15 protein-coding genes are annotated in these 24227 nt (G+C 46.1%); 3 read left to right on the top strand and 12 right to left on the bottom strand.

Going from position 1 to position 24227, the window contains the following annotated elements; all coding sequences use genetic code 11:
- Nucleotides 1-64: 64 nt before the first annotated feature.
- On the bottom strand, nucleotides 65-3139 hold the full coding sequence (locus OCV52_RS20550) for a GH116 family glycosyl hydrolase (protein WP_137407125.1): 3075 nt from the start codon (nucleotides 3137-3139) through the stop codon (nucleotides 65-67).
- 64 nt (nucleotides 3140-3203) lie between these two features.
- On the opposite strand from OCV52_RS20550, the gene OCV52_RS20555 reads away from it, so the two are divergent.
- A complete protein-coding gene (locus tag OCV52_RS20555) occupies nucleotides 3204-4151 on the top strand; it encodes an aldose 1-epimerase (RefSeq protein WP_137407124.1) in 948 nt (315 codons plus the stop codon).
- Between the two features lie 122 nt (nucleotides 4152-4273).
- Here OCV52_RS20555 and OCV52_RS20560 read toward each other — a convergent pair whose 3' ends face one another.
- From OCV52_RS20560 to OCV52_RS20610, 11 genes are all read right to left on the bottom strand, one after another.
- Nucleotides 4274-6688: a GH36-type glycosyl hydrolase domain-containing protein gene (locus tag OCV52_RS20560; RefSeq protein WP_137407123.1), complete on the bottom strand. Its 2415-nt coding sequence runs from the start codon at nucleotides 6686-6688 to the stop codon at nucleotides 4274-4276.
- Nucleotides 6689-6796: 108 nt separating this feature from the next.
- Entirely contained in the window at nucleotides 6797-7888 is a 1092-nt protein-coding gene (locus OCV52_RS20565; protein ID WP_137407122.1) for an ABC transporter ATP-binding protein, read from the bottom strand.
- Entirely contained in the window at nucleotides 7888-9237 is a 1350-nt protein-coding gene (locus OCV52_RS20570) for a GH1 family beta-glucosidase (RefSeq protein ID WP_137407121.1), read from the bottom strand. Before OCV52_RS20570 ends, OCV52_RS20565 begins: the two co-directional genes overlap by 1 nt.
- Before the next feature lie 17 nt (nucleotides 9238-9254).
- Nucleotides 9255-10103 (bottom strand): carbohydrate ABC transporter permease, encoded by an 849-nt coding sequence (locus OCV52_RS20575; RefSeq protein ID WP_017061568.1) that lies wholly within the window; start codon nucleotides 10101-10103, stop codon nucleotides 9255-9257.
- 46 nt (nucleotides 10104-10149) lie between these two features.
- A complete protein-coding gene (locus OCV52_RS20580; RefSeq protein WP_105023945.1) occupies nucleotides 10150-11136 on the bottom strand; it encodes a carbohydrate ABC transporter permease in 987 nt (328 codons plus the stop codon).
- A gap of 67 nt (nucleotides 11137-11203) precedes the next feature.
- On the bottom strand, nucleotides 11204-12451 hold the full coding sequence (locus OCV52_RS20585; protein WP_137407120.1) for an ABC transporter substrate-binding protein: 1248 nt from the start codon (nucleotides 12449-12451) through the stop codon (nucleotides 11204-11206).
- 18 nt (nucleotides 12452-12469) lie between these two features.
- A complete protein-coding gene (locus tag OCV52_RS20590) occupies nucleotides 12470-13477 on the bottom strand; it encodes a LacI family DNA-binding transcriptional regulator (RefSeq protein ID WP_137407119.1) in 1008 nt (335 codons plus the stop codon).
- Between the two features lie 446 nt (nucleotides 13478-13923).
- Complete coding sequence (locus tag OCV52_RS20595) at nucleotides 13924-15942, bottom strand: methyl-accepting chemotaxis protein (protein WP_137407118.1); 2019 nt, start codon at nucleotides 15940-15942, stop codon at nucleotides 13924-13926.
- Between the two features lie 200 nt (nucleotides 15943-16142).
- Complete coding sequence (locus OCV52_RS20600; protein ID WP_061032954.1) at nucleotides 16143-17432, bottom strand: carbohydrate porin; 1290 nt, start codon at nucleotides 17430-17432, stop codon at nucleotides 16143-16145.
- A gap of 373 nt (nucleotides 17433-17805) precedes the next feature.
- Complete coding sequence (locus OCV52_RS20605; protein ID WP_137407117.1) at nucleotides 17806-19866, bottom strand: prolyl oligopeptidase family serine peptidase; 2061 nt, start codon at nucleotides 19864-19866, stop codon at nucleotides 17806-17808.
- 11 nt (nucleotides 19867-19877) lie between these two features.
- On the bottom strand, nucleotides 19878-20795 hold the full coding sequence (locus OCV52_RS20610) for a LysR family transcriptional regulator (protein WP_102426077.1): 918 nt from the start codon (nucleotides 20793-20795) through the stop codon (nucleotides 19878-19880).
- 233 nt (nucleotides 20796-21028) lie between these two features.
- Between OCV52_RS20610 and OCV52_RS20615 the strand changes: the two genes are divergently transcribed.
- Together OCV52_RS20615 and lldD are read left to right on the top strand one after the other, a co-directional pair.
- Nucleotides 21029-22723: an L-lactate permease gene (locus OCV52_RS20615; protein ID WP_137407116.1), complete on the top strand. Its 1695-nt coding sequence runs from the start codon at nucleotides 21029-21031 to the stop codon at nucleotides 22721-22723.
- A gap of 202 nt (nucleotides 22724-22925) precedes the next feature.
- Complete coding sequence (lldD, locus tag OCV52_RS20620) at nucleotides 22926-24065, top strand: FMN-dependent L-lactate dehydrogenase LldD (protein ID WP_137407115.1); 1140 nt, start codon at nucleotides 22926-22928, stop codon at nucleotides 24063-24065.
- The last annotated feature ends 162 nt before the right edge of the window (nucleotides 24066-24227 follow it).

The raw sequence follows: 24227 nt of genomic DNA on the forward strand, positions 1-24227 counted from the left end.
CCCAGAGCTCCCCACCTATTTCAACGTGCATACCACTGCTTTTGTTGAAACTCGTGTCATTAAGTTAATACATGTAGGCGAAAATCATCCCCGGTCTGAAATAACGACCTGCGGTATATTTCAACCCAGTGCTCAACAGCCATTTGTGAAGAACCATAGCTTGCTCCGCTGAAATTTCACCTTGAACCATATTAACAAATTTATCATTGCCTTTCGTCAAGCTAGGATTAACCCGACCGTCAGACAGCACACAGTTTTGCAATTTAAGTGCATTAATCCACTTTTTCGCATCACTTTGTGACAATTTAAAAGACTCTGAAAGATCTTTCTCATCAAATGAGACAGAACAGTTGAACCCTTCTGGTGCGGCAAATGGAATTTTTGAATAGTCATACAGCGCGGTATACACAGTATCCATCAATGTTTCCGCTTGCTGCGACTTACCCGCTAAACTCAACGCTGTCGCGACACTAAACTGCACGCCGATCCACACGTCTTGCGCCTGAAAAGCCTCATGTGGTGAACCATCGGCGAGCGTCATGTTCGCTACCCCAAGTTTAGGGCTGTTAATCTCGAAGTTATGTTTATAAACATAGTCCAATGCACGCTGAATGCGCTGTTGTGGGAAAATACCCTCTAGGCCAATCAGTTTGAGATAGCTGTCGGCAAGCAGTGCATCACCAAAGCTATTGTCTGAATCGGGTACTAGCTGTAGATACTCTTGAGTAAAGGCTTGAGGCGCTGTCTCACTCAACAAGCGTTTCTTAGAGATACGTTGAGCTACCTTATCGATGTTTATTGAAGTATCGGTTTGGTTTAGATAGTCGTTAAGCATATTCTTATCAGCAATCGCATCCCCCGTTAAAGTCAGCCCGAGAGTTTCCAGAGCTTGATAGCCTTCGCCCGTTAGATGCTTGGCTTGGACTGGCGTCACGAAGAAGTGGTAATAACCCTCTTTCTCATCCCACAAGCTCTGATCAACTGTTGCTAATGCCTTTTTCGAACGTTTTAGGTAACCCGCACTTAGATCGTTTTCGCCCATCAATTGTGCCAACTCACTCGCGGCTTGAAGGCCGGCAACCCAAAGGCTCGCACAGTAAATAGAGATACCGTGAGACGCAAGGTTATCAAAGGTGTCGTCAGTACCTCGGGTTAGCGGTAAATCGTCACCTTCAGCAATCAAGTTCGATAAGAAGTCAATGCTCTCAGTCACAGCCTGCCAGCACTCTTTAACCACTGATATATCTTGTGTGTTTTGGTAGTGACGGTACACCATCAGAATGTATTTCGGTGCTAAGTCCTTCCATTCCTTAACATTATGCCAGCTATACGCATCTGGCTGAATGTCGAACGGGCTCCCCAAATCGTGGATGACTGCACCTCGAATCGCGCGCACACCTTGGTACTTTTCATCAATCAATTCAGCATTCGGTGTTGCTTCATATTCCCAGTAACGGCGCTGAGTAAAGTCTTCAGCCAAAATCGCTTTTGAGAACTCTTTCATCACGCAGCCATCAAGTTCAGGTAGCAAATAGAGCAATGAAAATGAGCCGTAGAAATACACATCCAGTGAATTGAAGAATGGGTAATCAACACACTCTTTCACCAGGAATTTATCTTCTTTATCCCATACTGTTGATTCAGAAAGGAATGATAGTGAATTCATCGCCATCGTCGCATAGCGCAGCGCTGATTCAGGCTGTGATATTTTGCTTTGAGCTTGCTCTAGGAAAGCGGTCTGTTGCTCAATAATCTTCTGCTCAATCACCTCAAGCTTTGGCAAAACATCTTGTAACATCGGTAAGGCAGGATTTGCTTGTGGGTAGAATTGCGTGTAAGCCTTATCTGAGTGCCAGCCATTGAGCATAACTTTACTGTGTGCCATCACCTGTGCGAAACGCAGGTCAACGGATTCACCCGGCTCCAACTCAACCTGAACCACGACCAATGCACTCAAAGCTTCGCGCCCAGTGTAGATGCCAGTTTGGAATTCTGTATTAGTACGGCCTGTTTTCAGTGCGAACTCGGTTTGCTGGGCCACTTTCGAAGTATAAAGCGTTGGCTTAACAGACACCGATACCTTACCAGATTTAGTCAAACGGTTTTCGGCTTGAACACCAAACACCACCTCACCCTCAATGTCACTTTGATAAGGGGACTGACTAGTGAGCTGAACACCAGTAAAACTGTGGCTTTCATCATTGACCTCCACCGCTTTATGCTGCTGAGCAATCGGGTTTTGAGATAAGGTACACGCCGAATCTTGAATCCCATCACGACCTTTTCGGTAGGTTGAACCAATCAAGTTTTGTAGAGGTTGGGCAAGCGTAATCACGCGTGTTTGCTGTGATTCATTAGTAATCTGGAAGTGGTTCCAGTGCATAGGCATAGAGCAGAGGCGCTTATCCTCTTTAACGATCGGCGAGACTACCTTTCGCTTTATATTAATACCATCAAAACTATTATATTGATATTCAGCTAATGGATATAAAGCCTTATATTCGATATCGCTGCCATTAACACTTTCTATATCACTATTATTTCCCGAAGTTAGTGATAGCTGTCTCGTTGTATCATTTATTAACAAACCATTAAAGAAATCTAAGGCTACATATAATTGACAATCAATCGACGATGAATCTGATTCTATTAATAATTGAGTCTTATTAGAAAATTCGACATTCCACTTTATAAACTTATCTTTATTTTCTTTATAGAAATTACCATTTTCTAATGCGGCACGAATGAGGTTAATCGCATTCGAAATGTTTTCTTTATCTATCTTCTTTCCATCGAATAGCGCTGGGTAAAAATTCAGATGAACACTAAGCTCTTGCTCGTTAACAACCTGAAGCGCTTCAATGGTCGGCACATCCATCACTGACGCATAAAAATCATTAAAATTAATAACTTGCTCTGAACAGTCGACAAATATTCCTGGAATAAAGCTGAAGTTTGGCGTGTTACCATTTGGCGTCAATGTAAAAGTATTACCGATACCACCGATCGCCATACCTGTATTTTCTGGTGTCGTAGAAATTGGCGTGTACCAAGGTTGAATAAATTCAACTGCGTCGCCCTTTTTACACAAGTGTTCTGAATTTCCTGAATAGCTTGAATATGGAATTTTATTATTCATGTTAAAACCGCCATTGAATATTTTTTTCTTCTTGTTAATATCTTTCAAAAATGGAGACATCAACATGTTTAAAATTATAAATGAAAAATTTGGAAATATTGACTCTGTCACATTAATAAATCAGCAGCATGGTATAGAACTTCAAATAATCAATGGGTTTGGTGCTGTTATAAATAAATACATTGTAAATAACAGTCCATTCTCTTTTATTTGTGGCTATCAGAATTATGATGAACTGATCAACCAGCATCCCTTCTTTTCCCGCAGTGCTAAATTATTTCCTTTTCCAAACCGTTTAAACTTAGGTCGCTACAGTTTCGACAACCAAAACCATCAACTCCCAGCTAACTTCCCTTGGTCTGATCACGCCGTACATGGCTTGCTCTACAACCAACCTTTTTCAATCAAAAACAGCGCAGCCAATGAAAAATCAGCCAGTGTGACACTGCAATATCAGACATCATCTTTGCACCCTGCTTTCCCGTTCGCTTTTAACCTTGAAGTCACCTTCACTATCGACACAACGGGTAAGCTCTCTTGCTCAACAACTGTCTCTAATTGTGGTGATTTCGCCTTCCCATTCGGTGATGCTTGGCACCCTTATTTCTCGCTCGGCAATGACCTAGAACAGTGTGAATTGACTATGTCGCCTTGCGCTGAGGTCGTACATGAGAACGACCTACCCAATGGTGAAAAACAGGCTTTTGACCGTTTGTCTTTGGATGACTCCCTGACCAGTCAAAGCCTAAACCACTGCTTTGAATTTGATTCTAAGACAACCAACCAACTGACTTTGACACGTTCAGATTCATCAGCCGCAATTCATTATCAACAAGATGCGAGCTACCCATTTGTTCAGCTATACACTCCGACAAGTGAGCAAAGTATTGCAATAGAGCCCATGACTTGCCCTGCCGATGCATTCAATAACCAGATTGGCTTATTAACGCTTAGTCCGAACCAGTCTCAAACCTTCACTTGGCAATGCCAAGCTACCTATCAACCACAATAAGGCGACCAAAGTAACCGCTGAATGCGAAATCAGCCCCCAGAGAACGCATTGCTAACGAAACAACGACAACGGATAACCAAACGAAAGAGCAATAAAGGGCGCATAAAGCGCCCTTCTCTTTGTTAACCTAAAACCACTTCTACCGTGTGCTCACCCGATGTAAATACCGGTGCTTTGTTGCCTGAAATCAGGTCACCATTGACCTTCATCTCAACCACGCCCTTACATACGTTATTCGGGTTCGTGACATGAATATGATACGTCGCCCCACGGAACTGACGACGAACTTTGAACTCTGGCCACTCTGCCGGAATACAAGGGTCCACCAGCAAGCCATCAATTTCAGGTCGAACACCTAGAATCCACTGCGTACCTGCCACGTATGTCCAAGATGAAGTACCAGACAGCCATGCATTACGACCTAGGCCGAACTGTTTATGTTCGTCGCCCAAGATGTTTTGTGGGTAGCAGTATGGCTCCGATTCGAAAGTATCAATATCGTCGTTCTTAGAAGCCGGATTAATTTGACGGTAGTACTCATAAGCACGCTCGCCGTTGCCCATTTTCGCTTCCGCGATCATCACCCATGGGTTTGAATGCAGGAAGATACCGCCGTTCTCTTTCGCACCCGGTGGATATGTGGAAACGCCACCAAGTTGTGCATCAAAGCCGTTGTAACCAGGAGTTGAAAGCTTGATACCATTGGTCGTGTTCAGCTTGTTGTAAACCGAATCTAGCGCTTGTGTTGCACGTTCTTGTGTCGCGAAACCAGAAATCACAGGCCAGCTTTGACCGTTGGTGTAGATCTGCCCTTGCTCGTTCTTATGAGAACCAATTGGCAAGCCTTGCTCATCAAAGTAACGAACAAACCATTCGCCATCCCAGCCGCACTCATTCACAGTGCTCTGCATCTGTTGATACTGCTCTTTGAACTGAGCAGTCAGTTGTTCCTCACCACGCAACTCACAAAGGTCCAGCATATCAAGCAGGGCTTTACCGTACATGTTAGCGACCATCATAGACTCTGCACCTGTTGGCAGGTTCACCGTGTCATTCCAGTCTGCAAAACCTAATAACGGTAGGCCGTGCTCACCCGTATTGGTGTAGGTAAACTCGATCGCGCGGCACAAGTGATCCCAAACGGTGCCTGTTTCCACAGGGTTGCCCGCTTTGTCTTTTTGATAGAACGGAATCACTTTGTTCAAGAAATCAGCATTGCCTGTCTCTTTCACATATTGAGTGACTGCGTAGATGATCCACAGATGATCGTCGCCGTAGTAATCCGGGCGATCTTCCTCTTCACGTGAGTCACCAGCGTTCGCTTCCATGGTTGATGGGAAGAACTGGTGCATCGCAGAACCATTGATGTTTTGCACTGATAGTAAGCGCTCAATGAACTCACGCGCCTCTTCTGGCATATGAGTAATAACGCCCAATGTATCTTGTGAAGAATCACGGAAACCGATGCCGCGTGCGCCATAGCCAAGCTGATATAGAGACAGGTAACGAGACCAGTTTTTGGTCGTGTGGCATTGACGTGGGTTGTGTACGTTAAGCATCGAGTTCATAGCTGGATCTGGCGTTTCAACCTGAACCGCTTGTAGGTAAGAATCCCAGTGCTCAGCCAGTTCAGCGAATGCCGAATCAACGACTTGGTGGTCACGGTATTTAGCCAGTAAAGGTTGCGCTGCATCTAGGCTCTGTTCTTGCGAAATTTGTACAACCGTACGTTCAGTCTGCTCTGGAGATAACCAACCTAAACGCAGGTTCAGCGCACCGATGTTGTCACCACGCAGACACTCGGTATTACCAAGCTCGTCGTTTTCTAACGCTTGTGGTGCAGCCCATGTACCGTAACCAAACTGACCAAGGAATGATTGGCGATCACCGTCAAAAGACGTCGCAGGGCGATCCGCTGTCATCAGGTTTACTGCATAGTCACGCTTCATGAATGCATACTGCTCAAGCACGGTGTGACCCGACTCTTGCTGGTGTGCTTTCAGTGTCATGGTTTGTGGAACCCAATCCGCATTCAATAGTTGCTTAAGTGCATCGAAGTGAGTGAATTCGTATACAGGCACAACATCAACGTGCAGCGCTTTGTCTGAAATGTTGGTGACTTTGATGTCTTGTAGTAGAACTTGGTCTGATTTTGGTGCGAAGAAGGTCGCTTCACAACGCACACCAAACGCTTCTGCCATGATGGTGGTGTAAGACAAACCCGTGTGGTTTTCAAACTTATCAAGCGGCTTCAGAGTCGGAGTGTAGAAAGGCGAGAAAATTTCTACGTTGCCCCCCTCATCACGCACCTTGAGGTACATGGTCGAACCTTTGAAATCTGAGTTTGGCAGCTGAGCGATGTACTTGGTAATACGGTTCAGTGCCGGGTCGCCCTTACACAACAACACGCCACCGTTGCTATCAACAATGCCACCGAAATCTAATGTGCCTACATAATTACACCATTTGATTGGTGTGCACGGCGTGGTTGCTACGTATTCTTTGTTTTTATCGTCAAAATATCCGAATTTCATCATCACTATCCCTAGCCCCTCCCAAATCAGGAGGAGCCAAAACAATTTGTCGTAAGTAGGTTGGTATCAGCTCGTTGGCTGACTTAAGTTGACCGGCTAGCTCGTAATTGACTAGCTCGCTAGCGAGTTCTCGCTCAATGCGTCAAACAGGTGGAAAGCATCCAAATCTAAGTAAAATGTCAGTTCCTTCACATCCACTTCAGCAGCTTGAGTCTCAACCATCAGCGGTTGGCCGCCGATTTCTGTTTTCAGAAGAATGCTCGCACCTAGCAGTTCCTTGTCTTTGATTTTCACAGGGAATGGCAGCACACGGTCGTGGTCAACTTGCTCAGCACGCAGGTGGATGTCTGTTGGACGAACACCAAAGTGAAGCGCTAAGTTTTTAGACGCCAGAGACTTAAAACGCTCCGGCAGTGGAATATGAACATCACCAAGTTCAACGAAGTATTCACCTTCTTTTTCAATCAGCTTAGCTTCCAACATATTCATTGACGGGTTACCAATGAATTGCGCGACAAACTTGTTAGCTGGGCGCTGGAACACCTCTGTTGGCGTACCTACTTGTGCCACATAACCGTCTTTTAGGATCACAATGCGATCCGCCAGTGTCATCGCTTCGATTTGATCGTGAGTTACGTAGATGGTGGTGGTTTTAAGCTCACGATGTAGGTGTTTGATCTCTTCACGCATCACGCCACGCAGTTTTGCATCTAGGTTAGATAGCGGCTCATCAAACAAGAACACTTTCGGCGTACGTACCATCGCGCGGCCCATTGCTACACGCTGACGCTGACCACCAGAAAGATCTTTTGGCTTACGGTTTAGTAACGGGTCAAGCTCTAGCATTTTTGCAGCTTTGCGTACTTCTACATCAATCTCTGCCTTTGGCATGCCCTTCAGTTTCAGAGCGAAAGCGATGTTCTCGTAAACCGTCATGTGTGGGTACAGTGCGTAGCTTTGGAATACCATTGCTAAGTCACGGTCTTTGGCGTCGACCTTGTTCATCACTTTGCCACCAACCACGATATCGCCAGAGCTAATGCTTTCTAGGCCAGCAAGCATGCGAAGTGTGGTCGACTTACCACAGCCAGATGGGCCAAGGAAAACCACGAATTCACCGTCTTCAACCGTAAAATCAAACTCTTTAACCACTTCAACATCACCGAATGATTTCTTGATGTTTTTGAATTCTACTTTAGCCATTATCTGTTCTCCTCAGCGCGCTCTTGAAGCATGTTTCGGTACGCAATTGCGCTCTGTTTCAGTGTTCTTTCTTGGGTGGTGTAATCAACATGGACGATGCCAAAGCGTTGGCAGTAGCCGAATGCCCACTCAAAGTTATCCATTAGACTCCACGCAAAGTAGCCATCAACTTTCACACCTGCTTCAACTGCGTTGTGAACCGCTTCGATGTGGCCTTGGAAGTAACGAACACGTTGGTCATCCATCACTTGTCCGTTAACACGCTCGTCGTTACCTGCGGCGCCATTCTCAGTAATGTAGATAGGCGGCATGTTTTCGTAGCGAGCGTCTAGTCTTACCAATAAATCGGTTAAACCTTGTGGGTTGATTTCCCAGCCGATGTAAGTGTGTTCAGCGTCAGTCTGTTTTACTGATTCAATGTCGCCATTCTCATTGAAGCGAGCGACATTGCGCGTGTAGTAGTTGATACCGATGTAATCAACCGGTGCGCTGATGATGTCTAGATCGCCTTCTAAAATCATCGGCATGTTCATCGCTTGACGGTCGACTACTGACTGTGGGTATTCACCTTTCAATACAGGGTCGATGAACCAGTGGTAGTTCTCTGCTTCACAGTAGTCTGCAGCGCCTTGGTCTTGCGGTGTCAGTGAGTAAGCCGGAGTCGCATTAAATACCACACCATGCTTAGCATGAGGCGCGTTCTTACGAAGAATCGGCATCGCCAAACCATGGCCTAGCATTAAATGGTGAGAAGCTAAGAAGCCTTCTTTTTCACCCTTGATGCCCGGTGCATGCTCGCCCCAACGGTAGCCTAAGAACGCAGATACAAACGGTTCGTTCAATGTGGTGTAAACATCAATTTTATTGCCAAAGTAGTTACTCACCACTTCTGCATATTCTGCAAACTTGTAAGACGTTTCACGGTTTAACCAACCGCCTTTGTCTTCAAGGTATTGCGGTAGATCCCAGTGATAGAGTGTCACGAACACCTTCATTCCACGAGCATGACATTCATCGATGATCTGCTCGTAAAACTCTAGACCTTGCTGATTCACCACACCGTCTTGCGGCAAGATACGTGGCCATGCAATTGACAGGCGGTAAGCATCAACACCTAAGCCTTGAATCATCTCGATATCTTGTTGCCACAAGTGGTAGTGGTCGCACGCCACATCACCACTATCGCCGTTATCTACCTTACCTGGCGTCTTACAAAACGTGTCCCAGATAGACGGTGTACGACCGCCCTCTTCAACGCCGCCTTCAATTTGGTATGAAGATGTCGCGACACCGAATACAAATTCCTTACTGCGTAACTTTGAATCACTTGGAAGTTGAAATTTATTCATTGTTATAACCCTTAAACCTAACCTTTAACTGCGCCGGACGTTAAACCACTGATCATCTGTTTCGATGCGAACAGGTATGTAATCACGAGTGGTAAAATAGAAATTGTGGTACCCAGCATTACCGCGCCCCATGGCGTATTCGGAATACCTTGAACACTTCGTAGTGCTTGTGTGATGACGTAATTGTCAGGGTTGTTCAGCACCACAAGAGGCTGCATAAACATGTTCCAGAAGAAGACGAACTGCACGATAGCGAGTGTTGCGAGTGCTGGTTTCATCAGTGGCAGTACCACACTCCAGTACGTTCTGAATTCACCTGCGCCATCCAGTTTCGCTGCTTCTAATAGCTCTTTAGGAATCGATGCAATCACGTGCTGACGCATCAAGAAGATACCAAATGGCGTGGTTGTGAACGGTAGCCATACCGCCATGTGGTTATCCAACAAGCCTAAGAATTTCACGATCATGAAGTAAGGGATCAAGCTAAGCACTGGCGGAATCGCCATTGAGCCAACCAGCATGCCGAACAACACGTTCTTACCGCGGAACTTAAACACAGCAAACGCGTAGCCACCCATGCTACAAAACAGCAGCGAGATGGTTGTGCCTAAGAAAGCCACGTAAATCGAGTTAAACATCGCTTTCCAAAACGGCATGATTTCCAGCAGTTTTGCGTAGTTCACCATTAGGCTGTCGCCAATCGCAAAGCTGATGCCAGAGCCGAAGATCTCCGAACGGTCACGTGTTGAAAGCAGTGCAGACCACACAAATGGGAATACCGTAATGATTGCGGAAACAATCAGTAATATGCCGAGCATGACCATCAAGATCTTAGTCATGATGTACATGGTGCGTTCGCTTGGCATTAGGCCACTTAGTGGTGAGGTATTTGTCTTAATTGATGTCGACATCTTAATGTTCCCCTAAGCCTTTCTTACCGAAGAATAGAAATTGAACCAAAGTACAAGACGCGATCAGTGCAAACAGAAGCCATGAAATTGCTGACGCTGTGCCCATTTCTAACCATTCCCAACCCACTTTGTAGAGGTACATAGAGATAGTTAAACCAGATTGACCCGTACCACCTGTACCACGCGTTAGAACGAACGGTTCTTCAAACATTTGCAGGTTACCGATGATGGTCATGGTGATTGCAAAAAAGATGAATGGACGAATCATTGGTAGTGAGATGTTCCAGAAGCGGCGGAAGGCATTCGCACCATCCATACGTGCAGCTTCTAAAATGTCTTTAGGAATCGTCATTAAACCTGTGGTGTAAAGGACGATGTTAAAACCGGTGTATTTCCAGAAAACCATGATCGCGATAGACGGCTTCACCATAGTGGCATCATCTAACCAGCGGATTGGTTGAAAATCGTTAACCCAAGCAAACGCCCAACCAAACAGCGTGCTATCGGCCAATGCCATTAGCGTTTGGTTGATAATTCCTGAGTTAGGAGAATACATATTGAAGAAAATCAGTGACGCTGCGACCGTTGATGTGATGAACGGTAGAAAGTACGCCGATGTTAGCCAGTGACGCATACGATCACCCATTGAAACCAACATGTAAGCCACTGGAATAGCGACTAAGTGCTGAGCAACACCCGATGTGATTGCTAGCCATAATGTGTTCTTTAATGAACGCCATAGCCATGGGTCAGTCAAGGCAATGTGATAGTTCTCAAAACCAACGAACTCCATTGCATCCATGCCCTGTACTGGGTTCCATTCGTGGAACGACAGGTAAACAGAGAACAACAGCGGGAAGATCCCAAATACAGAAAAAATGATCAGAAACGGCAGAAGGAATCCATACGGTGTAAGCGCTTTCAAATTCAGACGAGAAAAAAGGCTTTGCTCCGAAGGTTCTATCGTTGTGCTCGCTGTATGATTCATAGTAACGACCTCTTAAAAAAGGAAGCGCGTTATCCACGCTTCCTCACTTACTTAAAGTAAAACCAAATTAAAGATTACGCGTACGACGCTTAATTAGGCGCTCTGCCTCTTTAAGTGCAGTTTCGATGTCCTTACCTTCATCAAGCACTTCCATCAATGCGTTCTCTAAAATAATAGAACGTGCTACGTGGTCGCCTTGAGCTGGAGATACTGGCTTGATGTTCTGTGCCACTTCTGCAAATAGAAGACGTGCTTTCTGACCACCTAGGAACTCCATCTCTTCTTGAAAAAGCTCATCGTCATACGTCGTTACGTTCGCAGGGAAAGCCGCAATCGTTTCGAAGTGCTTAAGTTGAACTTCACGGTCCGTCGTCATGTACTCGATAAGCGCCCATGCTTCATCTGGGTTTTCAGATTGCGTTGGGATAGATAGGAACGAACCACCCCAGCTGCCGTAGATACCATCAGGAAGGTTTTCTACTGCCCACTTACCTTTGGTTTCAGGTGCAATCCAGTTGTTTAGGTGACCAAGTAGCCAAGCGCCAGAAAGTTGAGTTGCAAATGTGCCGTTGCGGAAGCCTTCGTACCATTCATTAGACCAAGCCAGAATGCGACCGTCTAAGCCTTTGTCGCGAATCTCTTTTGCTACTTCAAACGCGTGAACAAAGCGCTCTGATGTCACAACTGGGTTGCCATCTTTATCGAAGTAAAGACCTTCGCCTTCAGGAACTGTAGTAAAGATGATTGCTTGTGCTACGTCGGCTGCTGAAGCAATTAGCTGTACGTTTTGCTCTTTCAGCTTCTCACCTGCTGCGATGTATGAACCCCAATCTTTGATTGCGTCTTCAACATTGATCCCCGCTTTTTCAAATACATCGGTGCGGTAGTACATAACACCCGGACCAAGGTCGACAGGAATACCGTACATGTCGCCATCAGCACCTTTACCTTGTGCCCATGCGTAAGGTGCGAATCGTTCTTCGTATTTATCTGCACCGTAGTTTTCAGACAGGTTAACTAGGCCGCCAGAACCAACGAATGGACCGATTTTCTCAACGTCCACAACAATCACGTCACCCGCACCAGAGCCGGTTGCTAGGTTAGTGGTTAGTTTCGTGTGGTGGTCACCGTGATTGTTCATAAGGTAATCCACTTTGATCCCTGTTTTCTTTTCGAAATCAGGCAGTAATACCTTCAGGCTGCTATCGAAATCAGGGAAGCCATCGAAACGAATCTCTTTGTCAGCAGCATTTACCGCTGTTGCACTTAGTCCTAAAGCAACCGCGCATGAAAGCGCTAAGGTCTTAAATTTCATGTTCTATCCTTAATATTTTTATAGGGTAACCAGTAAATCCGATACCGAGTTTCTAGTGACCAACGTCGGCAGCAATTTAAAGTTCACGTCATGTTTAATTTTCTTTAGCTTTTGCAGAGTGAGCTGCACTGCTTCAATGCTCATCTCTTCAATGGGGAAATGTATGGTGGTCAAACTAGGGGTCAGATAGCGCGCGAAGATGGTGTTATCGAAACCCACAAGCGAGATATCTTGCGGAACCGACAATCCCTCGTTGTGTAAGACTTCGAAAGCGCCAAATGCCATGTGATCGTTTGAAGCAAATACCGCTGTGAAGTGGCACTTACGGTTGATCAACTTCTTCATAGCACTGGTGCCGGTCTCTTCAGTAAATCCCGCCTCAGAGACCAAGGCTTCATCGTATGGCACACCGGCTTCTTCCAGTGCCTTGCGATACCCCTGCAAACGCCCCCTAGCGTCTGCTTTATCTAAAGGCCCGGTAATACACGCGATATCTGTATGTCCCTTTTGCAAGAGATATTGAGTAGCGAGTAGCCCCCCGACTTCGTTATCAATATCAATGCAACTCATCGCCATTTCTGGGATGAAGCGGTTAATTAAAACCACAGGGGTCCCCTGTTCTTCCAATTCAATTAAATAGTCATCACTGAGCAGTTGAGTATGAAGAATCAAAGCATCGACACGACGCCCCAACAGAAACTCCACAGACTCGCGCTGCCCTTGTTCGGTGTTCGAACCCGCTGTAACCACAGCGTGGTAACCGAAGCGGCGTAGGTTTTCCTCTATGCAATGCAAGATGCCTGAATAGAAAGATCCGCCCAGTTCTGGAACAACAACCCCCACACTTCCGGTACGACTTGAAGCTAAAGCCTGAGCGATAGAGTTCGGGCGATAACCCAACTCTTTGATCGCCTTTTCAACCTTTAGCTTCTTATCGTGGCTCACTCTACTGGTGCCGTTAATCACTCTAGACACTGTCGCTTGAGACACACCTGCATGCTCTGATACGTGTTTAATTGTTGCCACTCGAACCTCGATACTTCATTAGCTTGTAACCGCTTACAAAACGATTATTAAGAAATTACGTTTTAGTTGAAGTGAGTGTCATCACACTAAACTTGGAGGTAAAAAGGCTGGATTTGGAAATCTTGAAAGCGCTTACAGATTCACTTCACGCCATGAAACTGTTTCATGAGATTCTTACTCACCCAATCAAAACGATGCCTGGTTACTTGCTGCCAGGGTGAAAGTAAGAACGCTTAAACTCCGGTTCTCAAAAGCACTATTCAGAGGTGAACCCGCAGCAGACGGTAATATACGGGGCTAAATTGACCCTATTATTTCAGTGTCTATGCTAAATTGTATGGGAACATTTCATAGGTACTTCGAATTCGCTTTGCAGAACCCGAAACTTGAAACAACAACGCCCAGCAAAGGCTGGGCGTGAAACAGTAGAGAGCTTAGAGTCGCCTCTAAACCTTGTTTTCTGATTGCTCGGCGAGCTTAAACTCTTGAGTTAGTGAGAATTGCTGCTGCGACATGGTTTCAAGCTGTTGACCATGAGAAAACAAAACCTGAGATCGTTGTGAGTTATCTTCAGCCAAGGTGTGTATCTGACTGATGTTTTGTGTAACTTGAGAGGCAACCACTTGATGCTCGGTAGTCGCTGTCGCAATCTGGTGACTTCTTTGCTCTACCTCGTTTAACAGAGTGGACACCTTTGATATTGAGCCATTCACCTCATCGGTTTGTTCAACACATTGAACCATCCCCGCTACGCATTGGTTGATTTGCTCAACCGCAAGCTTAGAACTGGTTTGCAACTGCTCTATCTTGTTGTGTATCTCTTGCGTTGAAGCGTTCGTTTTTGCCGCCAACACACGCACCTCATCAGCTACCACAGAAAAGCCTCGCCCCTGTTCGCCCGCTCGCGCCGCTTCGATAGCCGCATTCAGTGCCAACAAATTGGTTTGCTCGGATATCCCAGATATCACGTCCAGAATCGAGCCAATACTGGCACTATCACTTTCAAGCTGGCCGATGGTCGCTGTTGATTCTGCTAACTTACGCTCTAAACTGCCCATCAACTCGACGCTTTTGTCCATCGTCTGTTGGCCATGATTGGAACTCGACACAGCTTCGGTCACCAAGGTTAACGTTTGATTAGCCGCTTGAGTTATTTCGGTCACCGAGCACTCGATCTGCTCCATAGCTGTTGCCACCATCACGGTCTGATTGGTTTGGTCTTGCATCGCCTCGCTCAATGAACGGCTCGTGCTTTGATTCTCTATGGACGCCTCTTTTAAGCACGTCGACGAATAACGCATGTTCTCAATCATTTGAGTCAGATGACTGATCACTAAGTTGACCTTGTCGCTCACTGAGCCAAACTCATTATTGGCTTGATACTGCACCATCGCGCTCAAGTCTTTATTGGCAACTTGGTCGAGTGCACTTTGTAGCAGCTTGCTTGGTTTACGGATACCTTTGGCAATATTCAACCCGATCAACAGAGCAATAAGCACGGAAGCAAGTGCAATAAAACCCTGCATCACAAGGGCTTGCTGTGAAGAGTCCATCGATTCGTGATACAGGCGTGTCGCGGTGTCTTCAGCGTACATTGAAAGCTCATCAAAGTGACTTAACTGTTGATCGATTAGCTGTTCAATTTCCTGCTTTTGAAGGGAGATAGACTCATCGAGTTTGATAGTTTCTTTATGGGTAGCGACTGAGCCACTGGCTGAAAACGCGTGTGAAGCGAGCAACGATAAAGACTGTTTACTGCGGCGCAGCAAAGATGAATCCAGATTATCTATATCTGCGACCGCTTGTTCGAATCGCTCTTTGCGACTTTGTAGGCGACGCTCTACCCCACGAACCTCCGAAGATGTTTGCAGTGAAAGTGCTTCGTTGGCTTCCGCGGCAATCAAACTCAATTGCACCAACAAAGCTTCGACTGCCTTTTGTGTCTGCTCTGAATCTGCACTCGCGAGTTGATTCACCAAAGTATTATTGAGCTGTCCCACCACCGATTGAAATTGCGCTTGTCCCATCGAACCGAGATCTTTGCTATCCAAATACTCAACATAAAACTCTAATACCTGCTCTATCTTATCGATAGTCAACAAACCTGTTTGAGTGATGTTGTTAAGCATGGCTTCCATTTGTGAACCAGCTACACCCTTACCTTGGAACCAGTTTAATTGCTGCTGATATAGCTCGATGTTGTTTAAGACGGTTTGTTTCAGTGGCTCAAGTTCATCAATATAGTTAGCGGATAAGTAGGGTGTGGTGCTGCGATTAATGTCCAGAAATCGGATGGTTAACGTTGAGGATTGAAGCATTAATGGCGTAGCTTGCTGGGTGATGTTTTCGATTCGAGTGGTGATGTCTTTATTGCTACTGATGCTTAGCCATGCGGAACCTAGCATGATCACAATCAGTACGAAGAAACCTAAATAAACTCGAGACACGATGGAAGAAAGTCTCATAGTAAATCCCTGATCTAGTGGCGAAAAAAAGGGCACAAAAATGTGCCCAAGAATGGAGTTAATTGAAACGTGCCCTAATCAATCTGCCTTTAGGGCTAAAATGGACAGTATTTACGTACTATTGAAAAGCATGGATATTCGAAAGCATGGCTCTTTGAAAATATGCCGAATTCAAAGAGCCGCTCTTTCTATATCGGTGATTACCACCAAGCTTCAAACATTGCGCCGAACGACAATGTGTCAACATTCGTTGTCTTCACTGTGTTGCCTTTGGTTTCTACATCACCCACGGTTGTGTAGAAACGAAGCATTGGACGGCTCCAAGGTAAGCCACCTAGAGAAACGTTTTGAGAAAGCGTTACTTTCCATGCGTTCTCTTCACCGTCGTCATCGTAATCAACCATGCCGTAGCCCGCTTCTAACCATGTAGAATGAACATCATCCCATTGGTACTGTGGACGAACGATACCTGCGTATTCTGTGTTCTCGCGGTCTAGATCTGAACCAGAGTTGTCTTTGTACGACACTAAGTAATCGATGATGAAGTTATCTGTTGCTGCGTAGCTACCTTCAACACTTGCGTACAAAGTTTGGTAGTCACCTTTTAGGTCAAACACTGATGAATCCGCACCGTCACCATACTTAACAACCAACTTGTTAGACTCACCCAAGCCTAAGGTTGCACCTACCAGGTATGCCGTTTCGTCACTGACTTTTGGAGCACCCGCTACGTCAGAGTCTGCTTCATCTGAAGCAAAACCATAGTTCGCATATAGGTCTAGTTGGCCGATACCCGCATTAATAGAGTGCAACTTAGAAGTAATTGCGTATCGACCGTTGTCGTTCACTAGGCCGCCTTTCACTTGGCCTACGAAGCCCATGTCTAGCTTGGCACCACCAAAGTCTAAGTTGTTAAAACCAGCACCTTGACCATCGTGCGTCATCCAGAAGTAATCGTTCAAACCTTGTTGCGGACGTTGATGGAAGTCACGACCAGCCCACATGTAAAGCTCAGGCTGACTTTCAAAGACGTTGGTTACACCAGCGTACATTTTTTTCATGCTTAGGCCGCCGTCATCAGCCCATGCGTCAGCTTCCCAGTGGTCAGCCATGAATACGATGTCCCAGATAGCACCGTTGTCTGCCTGGAAAAGCTTAGCTAACTGAACTTCACCGCCGTTTGCTTCGTTACCTAAACGACCAACAGAGCGACCTGTTGTACCAATGTCTACGTAACGCTCATCACCACTTTTGTAGTGAGCGCCGTAACGAGCATAACCAGAGAAGACGATACCGTCTGGTACATTGGTTTCTGCAGTCAGAACCGCTTGTTGTTGATCATCAACATACTTGATATCACCAACTTGAGATTCCAGCTCTTGGATTCGTTGTTCCAGAGCGGCAAGATCCGTTTCTGCAGCAAAAGAAGAGATTGAAGCAAGCGAAGCCGCCACTGCGACCGTTATTGGCAAAAGCTTAAATTTTTGCATTGTAATTCCCTATTATTTTTTTGAGTTTTCATCGAACAGGGAAATATTAAGCAATGAAAGCGTTGAAAAGTTAGCCGCTGTTCACATTGATAAATTAGCTTGAGAGCCATGAAACTTTTAGAAAAGTCACACCCAAAACTATTAATTTAATATCAAAAACTTAGGACGGGAAACACGTGAAATATCAGCTTGAAATCGCTTTCATTTCATCAATAATGGCGGGGTCTATCACGGAAAAGTGTATGTAAAAATGAAGGAAATATGGTGCAGTTTTGACGGTTTTTCATATATATGAAAAGCCTCAAAATCTAAGGTCGATTTTGAGGCTTTTTAGTCTGAGTCAAACACCCAATTATCTAGAATCAAGCATTATCTAAAACGAATCTAGAGATTCAACGCCCATATTAAACAGCGTAAACGCATAAATATCGGCAGTGAGATCGATCGCTTTACTCAGTGGCATTCCGGCGCCATGGCCCGCATTTACGTCGATACGAATCATCACAGGCGTACCACCTTCATGCTTATCTTGCAGCTCTGCGATAAACTTATAAGAGTGTGCTGGCACCACGCGGTCATCATGATCCGCGGTCGTGACCAAAGTTGCTGGGTAGTCGACACCGCGCACAACGTTATGAACCGGAGAGTAACCAAGCAGGTATTCACACATCTCTTTGCTTTGCGCGGAGGTACCATAGTCGTACGCCCAGCCTTCGCCAGACGTAAAGGTATGGTAACGCAGCATGTCTAGCACCCCAACAGCAGGTAGAGCCACTTGGAAAAGCTCCGGCCTCTGTGTCATACACGTACCCACCAGCAACCCACCGTTAGAGCCGCCACGAATCGCCAACTTGTCACTACTGGTATAGTTCTCGGCGATTAAGAACTCCGCAGCAGCAATGAAGTCATCAAACACATTCTGCTTTTGCTGCTGAGTACCCGCTTTATGCCACGCCTTACCGTACTCACCGCCGCCTCTCAGGTTGGGAACTGCGTACACGCCACCCAATTCTAACCAACTGCCCACCGTCCCCGAGAAAGAAGGCGTTAGGCTGACATTAAAGCCGCCATAGGCGTACAACATGGTTGGGTTATTACCGTCCAGTTTTAGTCCCTTCTTATAAGAGATAAGCATCGGAACCTGAGTGCCATCTTTTGAGGTATAAAAGACCTGTTTAGACTCAAACTTATCCGATTCAAACGGTGACTCAGAGCGCTGATAAACTTCTGAACTGCCCGACTCAATATCAAAAGAGAAAATGGTTGGCGGCGTAACATAGTTGGTAAAGGTGTAATAAAGCTGAGTTTGCTCTTTCTTACCACCTAAGCCACTGGCCGTTCCCAATCCAGGCAAATGGATTTCCCGAACTAGGTTGCCTTGGTAATCCAGCTGATCAATTTTGGATACTACGTCCACCATGTAGTGCGCGAACAAGTACCCCCCACCTGTACTGATGTCTAACGGCTGCGGCTTTTCTGAGATGATATCTCGCCAATGCTCAGTGCCGCTATCAAAGCTCACAACCTTGCCATTCGGCGCATCAAGGTTGGTGTATAGAATGAAGTTCTCACCTTGATTATCGATGAGATACGTATCGCTATCCACATGATCAATCAGTGTGTTCAAAGACTGCTCTGATGATTTTAAATCGATATAGAACAGTCGATTACCTGAAGTCGACTCCTTGCCGAGGATGATCAAGTATCGATCGTCTTCAGTGGTGTAGCCAGACACATAGCGGTGTTGCTCATCGTTGCTTTCGCCAAAGATCACCTTGTCGCTAGCTTGCTCTGTGCCCAACTCATGGAAGTACAGCTTGTGTTGTTCTGTACGAGCTGAAAGTTCACTACCGTCAGGCTTATCGTAACTGGAGTAGTAAAAACCGCGATTGCCTAACCAAGAAATGCCAGTAAATTTGGCGTCGGTAATTTCCGTTTCGAGCTGCTGCTTAGTCTCAGTTTCAATCACGAAGATCTTACGCCAATCACTGCCACCCTCAGAAATACTGTACGCCACTAAGCTATAGTCTTTCGAAAACGATACCGAGCCCAGAGATGTCGTGCCATCTTCCGAGAAAGTGTTCGGGTCTAGGAATACTTCAACCGGCTGCCCCTCTCTCTGACGATAGAGAATGCTGTGGTTCTGCAAGCCATCATTCTTATAGAAGTAGGTGTAGTCACCTCGGACAAACGGCTGCGAGCTCTTTTTGTAGTCTTGCGCTTTTGCCAGTCGCGCTCGCAGTTCCGCGCGATACGGAATTTGAGCAAGGTAATCAAACGTGACTGCATTCTGGTTCGCTACCCACTCTGCAGTTTGGTCACTTCTGTCATCTTCTAACCAGCGATATGGGTCTTCGATTATCTGACCAAAATAGTCATCGCTGACGATCTGCTTATTGGTGATTGGATATTGATACTCTTTTAAATAGCTCATCGTGATCCTTATTAAAAATAGTGAGAAATCGTCAGATAACGAGTTCTGATGTGTTCAATCAATAACTTAATCTTGTTGGGCGGCTGGCGCGTAAAAGGGTACACCGCATAAATACCGAGCTTCTTACCCACTAAGTCAGGGAAGATATCCACCAGCTGACCGTTACGAATATCGTGATAAACCAGACAACGCGGCACGTACGCAACGCCATGTCCACCCAGCGCAGCTTTTCTTAATGCAGTCGCGTTGTCTGTCGAGAAAGAGCCCGAAACACGCACGATATATTTGTCGTTGTCTGTACAACCGTCTTTGCTATACAGAAACTGCCACTCACTCGCCCCTGTGGTTTGATAGGCGTATTGCAAGCAGTTGTGCTCCACTAAGTCTTTGGGCTGCATCGGTTTACCGTTCTTGGCGATATAAGAGGGCGAGGCACACACCACCCATTGAGAATCCAATATGTGTCGTGCAATTAAGCTGGAGTCTTCTAGGTAACCGGTACGAATCACCAAGTCCAAACCATCTTCTACTAAGTCAACAAAGCGATTGTCCAGTGACATATCGACTGTTAAACCTGGATGCATATTACAAAACTCAGCAACGGCGTCTGCCAGAATCAAATCTCCAGAGATAGTAGGCACTGACATTTTGATATGACCGCTGACATTTTCACCAAAGCCTGAAACTGCGTCCATAGCCTCTTGAGTCGCCTGCTTCACATTTTTGGCTCCGTGCAAAATTGCCTTGCCCGCCTCAGTCAGGGTCAATTTACGCGTCGTTCGATATAATAATTGCACGCCAATTTCTTCCTCTAGGCGTGCAATTCTTTTACTAACTACAGAATTTGTAAGGTTATTTTGCTCTGCTACCTTACTGAAACTGCCCAGTTCTACTACCTGTGAAAACAGGATCAAATCATCTGCTCGCATCTGATTATGCCAATTTTGGAATTAATTATTTTCATTATTTCCCTATATCAATAAAAAATAAAGGGGTAAATTCACGCCAAATTAACAAAACAATTACAAAAGAGTCATTCCAATTACAAGATTCGCAACCAAATGGTTCCCGCTTAGAGGCCAATAGCGAATCAAAAATGACAACCCATAACGTGTTATCTACTTCAAACATGAACGTTTGAAAACAGTACGAGGAAGTACCCATGAGTGAAACTCTACTAGCTCTATTGGCCTTTTCACCAATAGTTGTTGCAGCGATTCTGCTGGTCGGCCTGAACTGGCCTGCGAAAAAAGCGATGCCAGTGGCATTTGCATTAACCGTTGCTATTGCCCTATTTGCTTGGGATATGTCTGGCACTCGCGTGTTGGCCTCTGTATTCCAAGGTTTCGGTATTACCGTGTCGGTTCTCTGGATTGTGTTCGGCGCCATCTTCTTATTAAACACTTTGAAACACACCGGAGCTATCACCACCATCCGCAACGGCTTCACGGACATATCCGCTGACCGTCGTGTTCAGGCGATCATCATCGCTTGGTGTTTCGGCTCCTTCATTGAGGGCGCATCTGGCTTCGGCACACCTGCAGCTATTGCAGCACCGTTACTGGTTGCGATCGGCTTCCCTGCGCTTGCTGCGGTACTGATGGGCATGATGATCCAATCGACACCAGTATCGTTCGGTGCGGTAGGTACACCTATCATCGTTGGTGTGAACAAAGGTTTGGACACGCACAACATCGGTGAAAGCCTGATTGCTCACGGTTCTACTTGGGACGCTTACCTGCAACAAATCACCTCAAGTGTGGCACTGATTCACGCCTCTGTGGGTGTGATGATGCCAGTACTAATGGCAATGATGCTGACTCGCTTCTTCGGTAAGAACAAAAGTTGGACAGAAGGTTTAGACATTCTACCGTTCGCACTGTTTGCTGGTACAGCGTTCACCATACCTTACGCACTAACAGGTGTCTTCCTAGGTGCTGAGTTCCCATCTCTAATTGGTGGTCTAGTCGGCCTAGCCATTGTGGTTACTGCAGCAAAACGTGGCTTCCTAGTACCGAAATCAAAATGGGATTTCGAGAGCGAAGACAAGTGGCCAGCAGAATGGTTAGGTTCTCTGAAAATCGACCTTGATGACAACAATCAAAGCCATAAGAAAATGAGCATGGCGATGGCATGGGCACCATACGTGCTACTGGCTGTGACTTTGGTTGCGAGCCGCGTAAGTCCTGAATTCAAGGGCCTATTAAAGAGTGTTAGCCTATCGTTCAGCAACATTCTTGGTGAAACCGGTGTGAGTACTGCGATTCAACCTCTTTACTTACCGGGCGGTATCTTAGTATTCGTGGCATTGGTTGCTGTTCTGATTCAAGGCCGCAGCGCAGCGCCACTGGCAAAAGCGTTCGGTGAATCAAGCAAAACACTAATCGGTGCAGGCTTCGTACTGGTGTTCACCATCCCTATGGTTCGCATCTTCATCAACTCTGGCGTCAATGCAGCTGACCTAGCGAGTATGCCTGTAACAACAGCCAACTTCGCCGCGGACTCAGTTGGCAGCGCATTCCCTGCATTGAGTGCGACAGTGGGTGCACTGGGTGCCTTCATTGCGGGTTCGAACACAGTATCAAACATGATGTTCAGCCAGTTCCAATTCGAAGTAGCGCACACCCTGACTATCTCAAGTGCAGTCGTCGTTGCTCTACAAGCTGTTGGTGCAGCAGCCGGTAACATGATTGCAATTCACAACGTGGTAGCCGCTTCGGCAACGGTAGGCCTGCTAGGACGTGAAGGTGCAACACTACGTAAAACCGTAATCCCAACATTCTACTACTTGGTGATGACAGGAATCATCGGCCTATTGGTTATCTACGGCTTCAATATGACAGACGCACTTATGTAAGCCATAAGTCGCCGCCAAAGCACTTGGCGTTAATACTCAATTCCCCGACAGCAACACCGTCTAATAAGACAGTTGATGAGTTCCGGGATGGACACTAGAACACATCAACACCCACGAGTATTAACGCCATTTTCCCGAATTAAAGCAGCCCAAACCAAGCTCTCATAGAAGAACAACATCCCAAGAATTTAGGACTGAAATTATGATCATATCCGCATCGACTGATTACCGAGCCGCAGCAAAATCAAAATTACCTCCGTTCCTTTTCCACTACATTGACGGTGGTTCTTACGGAGAACACACATTACACCGCAACACGGCTGACCTTGCTGAGATTGCGCTAAAGCAGCGCGTACTCAACGACATGTCGGATCTAAACTTAGAAACCGAGCTGTTCGGCGAGAAGCTTGCGATGCCAATCGCACTGGCGCCTGTTGGTTTAACGGGTATGTATGCACGACGCGGTGAAGTACAAGCCGCAAAAGCCGCAGACAACAAAGACATCCCATTTGCCATGTCGACCGTGTCGGTGTGCCCGATTGAAGAAGTCGCACCTAAGATTGAGCGTCCAATGTGGTTCCAGCTTTACGTACTCAAAGATCGCGGCTTCATGAAAAACGCGCTTGAGCGTGCCAAAGCGGCAGGTGTGACCACATTGGTCTTCACCGTTGATATGCCGGTACCCGGTGCACGCTACCGTGACATGCATTCCGGAATGAGTGGACCAAATGCAACACTACGCCGAGTATTCCAATCTATGCGTCATCCTAGTTGGGCAGTTGATGTCGGCTTGCTGGGTAAACCACACGACCTAGGCAACATCTCTACTTATCGTGGTTCTCCTACCAAGCTGGAAGACTACATCGGTTGGTTGGGCGACAACTTCGATCCATCGATTTCATGGAAAGACTTAGAGTGGATTCGTGATTTCTGGGACGGCCCAATGGTCATCAAAGGCATTCTCGACGAAGAAGATGCCAAAGACGCGGTGAGATTTGGCGCAGACGGTATCGTGGTTTCAAATCACGGTGGTCGTCAGCTTGACGGTGTTCTATCGAGTGCTAAAGCGCTGCCTTCGATTGCTGATGCAGTTAAAGGCGACACCAAGATTCTGGTCGATTCAGGCATTCGCACTGGCTTAGATGTGGTTCGCATGATAGCACTTGGCGCAGACTGCACCTTGCTTGGCCGCTCTTTCGTATACGCATTAGCAGCTCAAGGACAAGCAGGCGTTGAGAACCTACTCGACCTTTACGACAAAGAGATGCGCGTTGCCATGACATTAACTGGCGCAAAGACAATCAAAGACTTAACTCGTGAATCTTTGGTGGGGTTAGATTAAGTCCGTTGATTCACTGTAATGCTTGGGTCTACTTAGACTGAAGTTCAATCGGTGTCACAGCAATTCCACTGCCGTTGTGACACCGTTTAAGCACTGGAAAATAAAACAAAAAAACAAAAAAACAAAAAACAAAAAACAAAAAACAAAAAACAAAAAACAAAT

The sequence above is a fragment of the Vibrio chagasii genome (genome assembly GCF_024347355.1).
Lineage (GTDB): Bacteria > Pseudomonadota > Gammaproteobacteria > Enterobacterales > Vibrionaceae > Vibrio > Vibrio chagasii.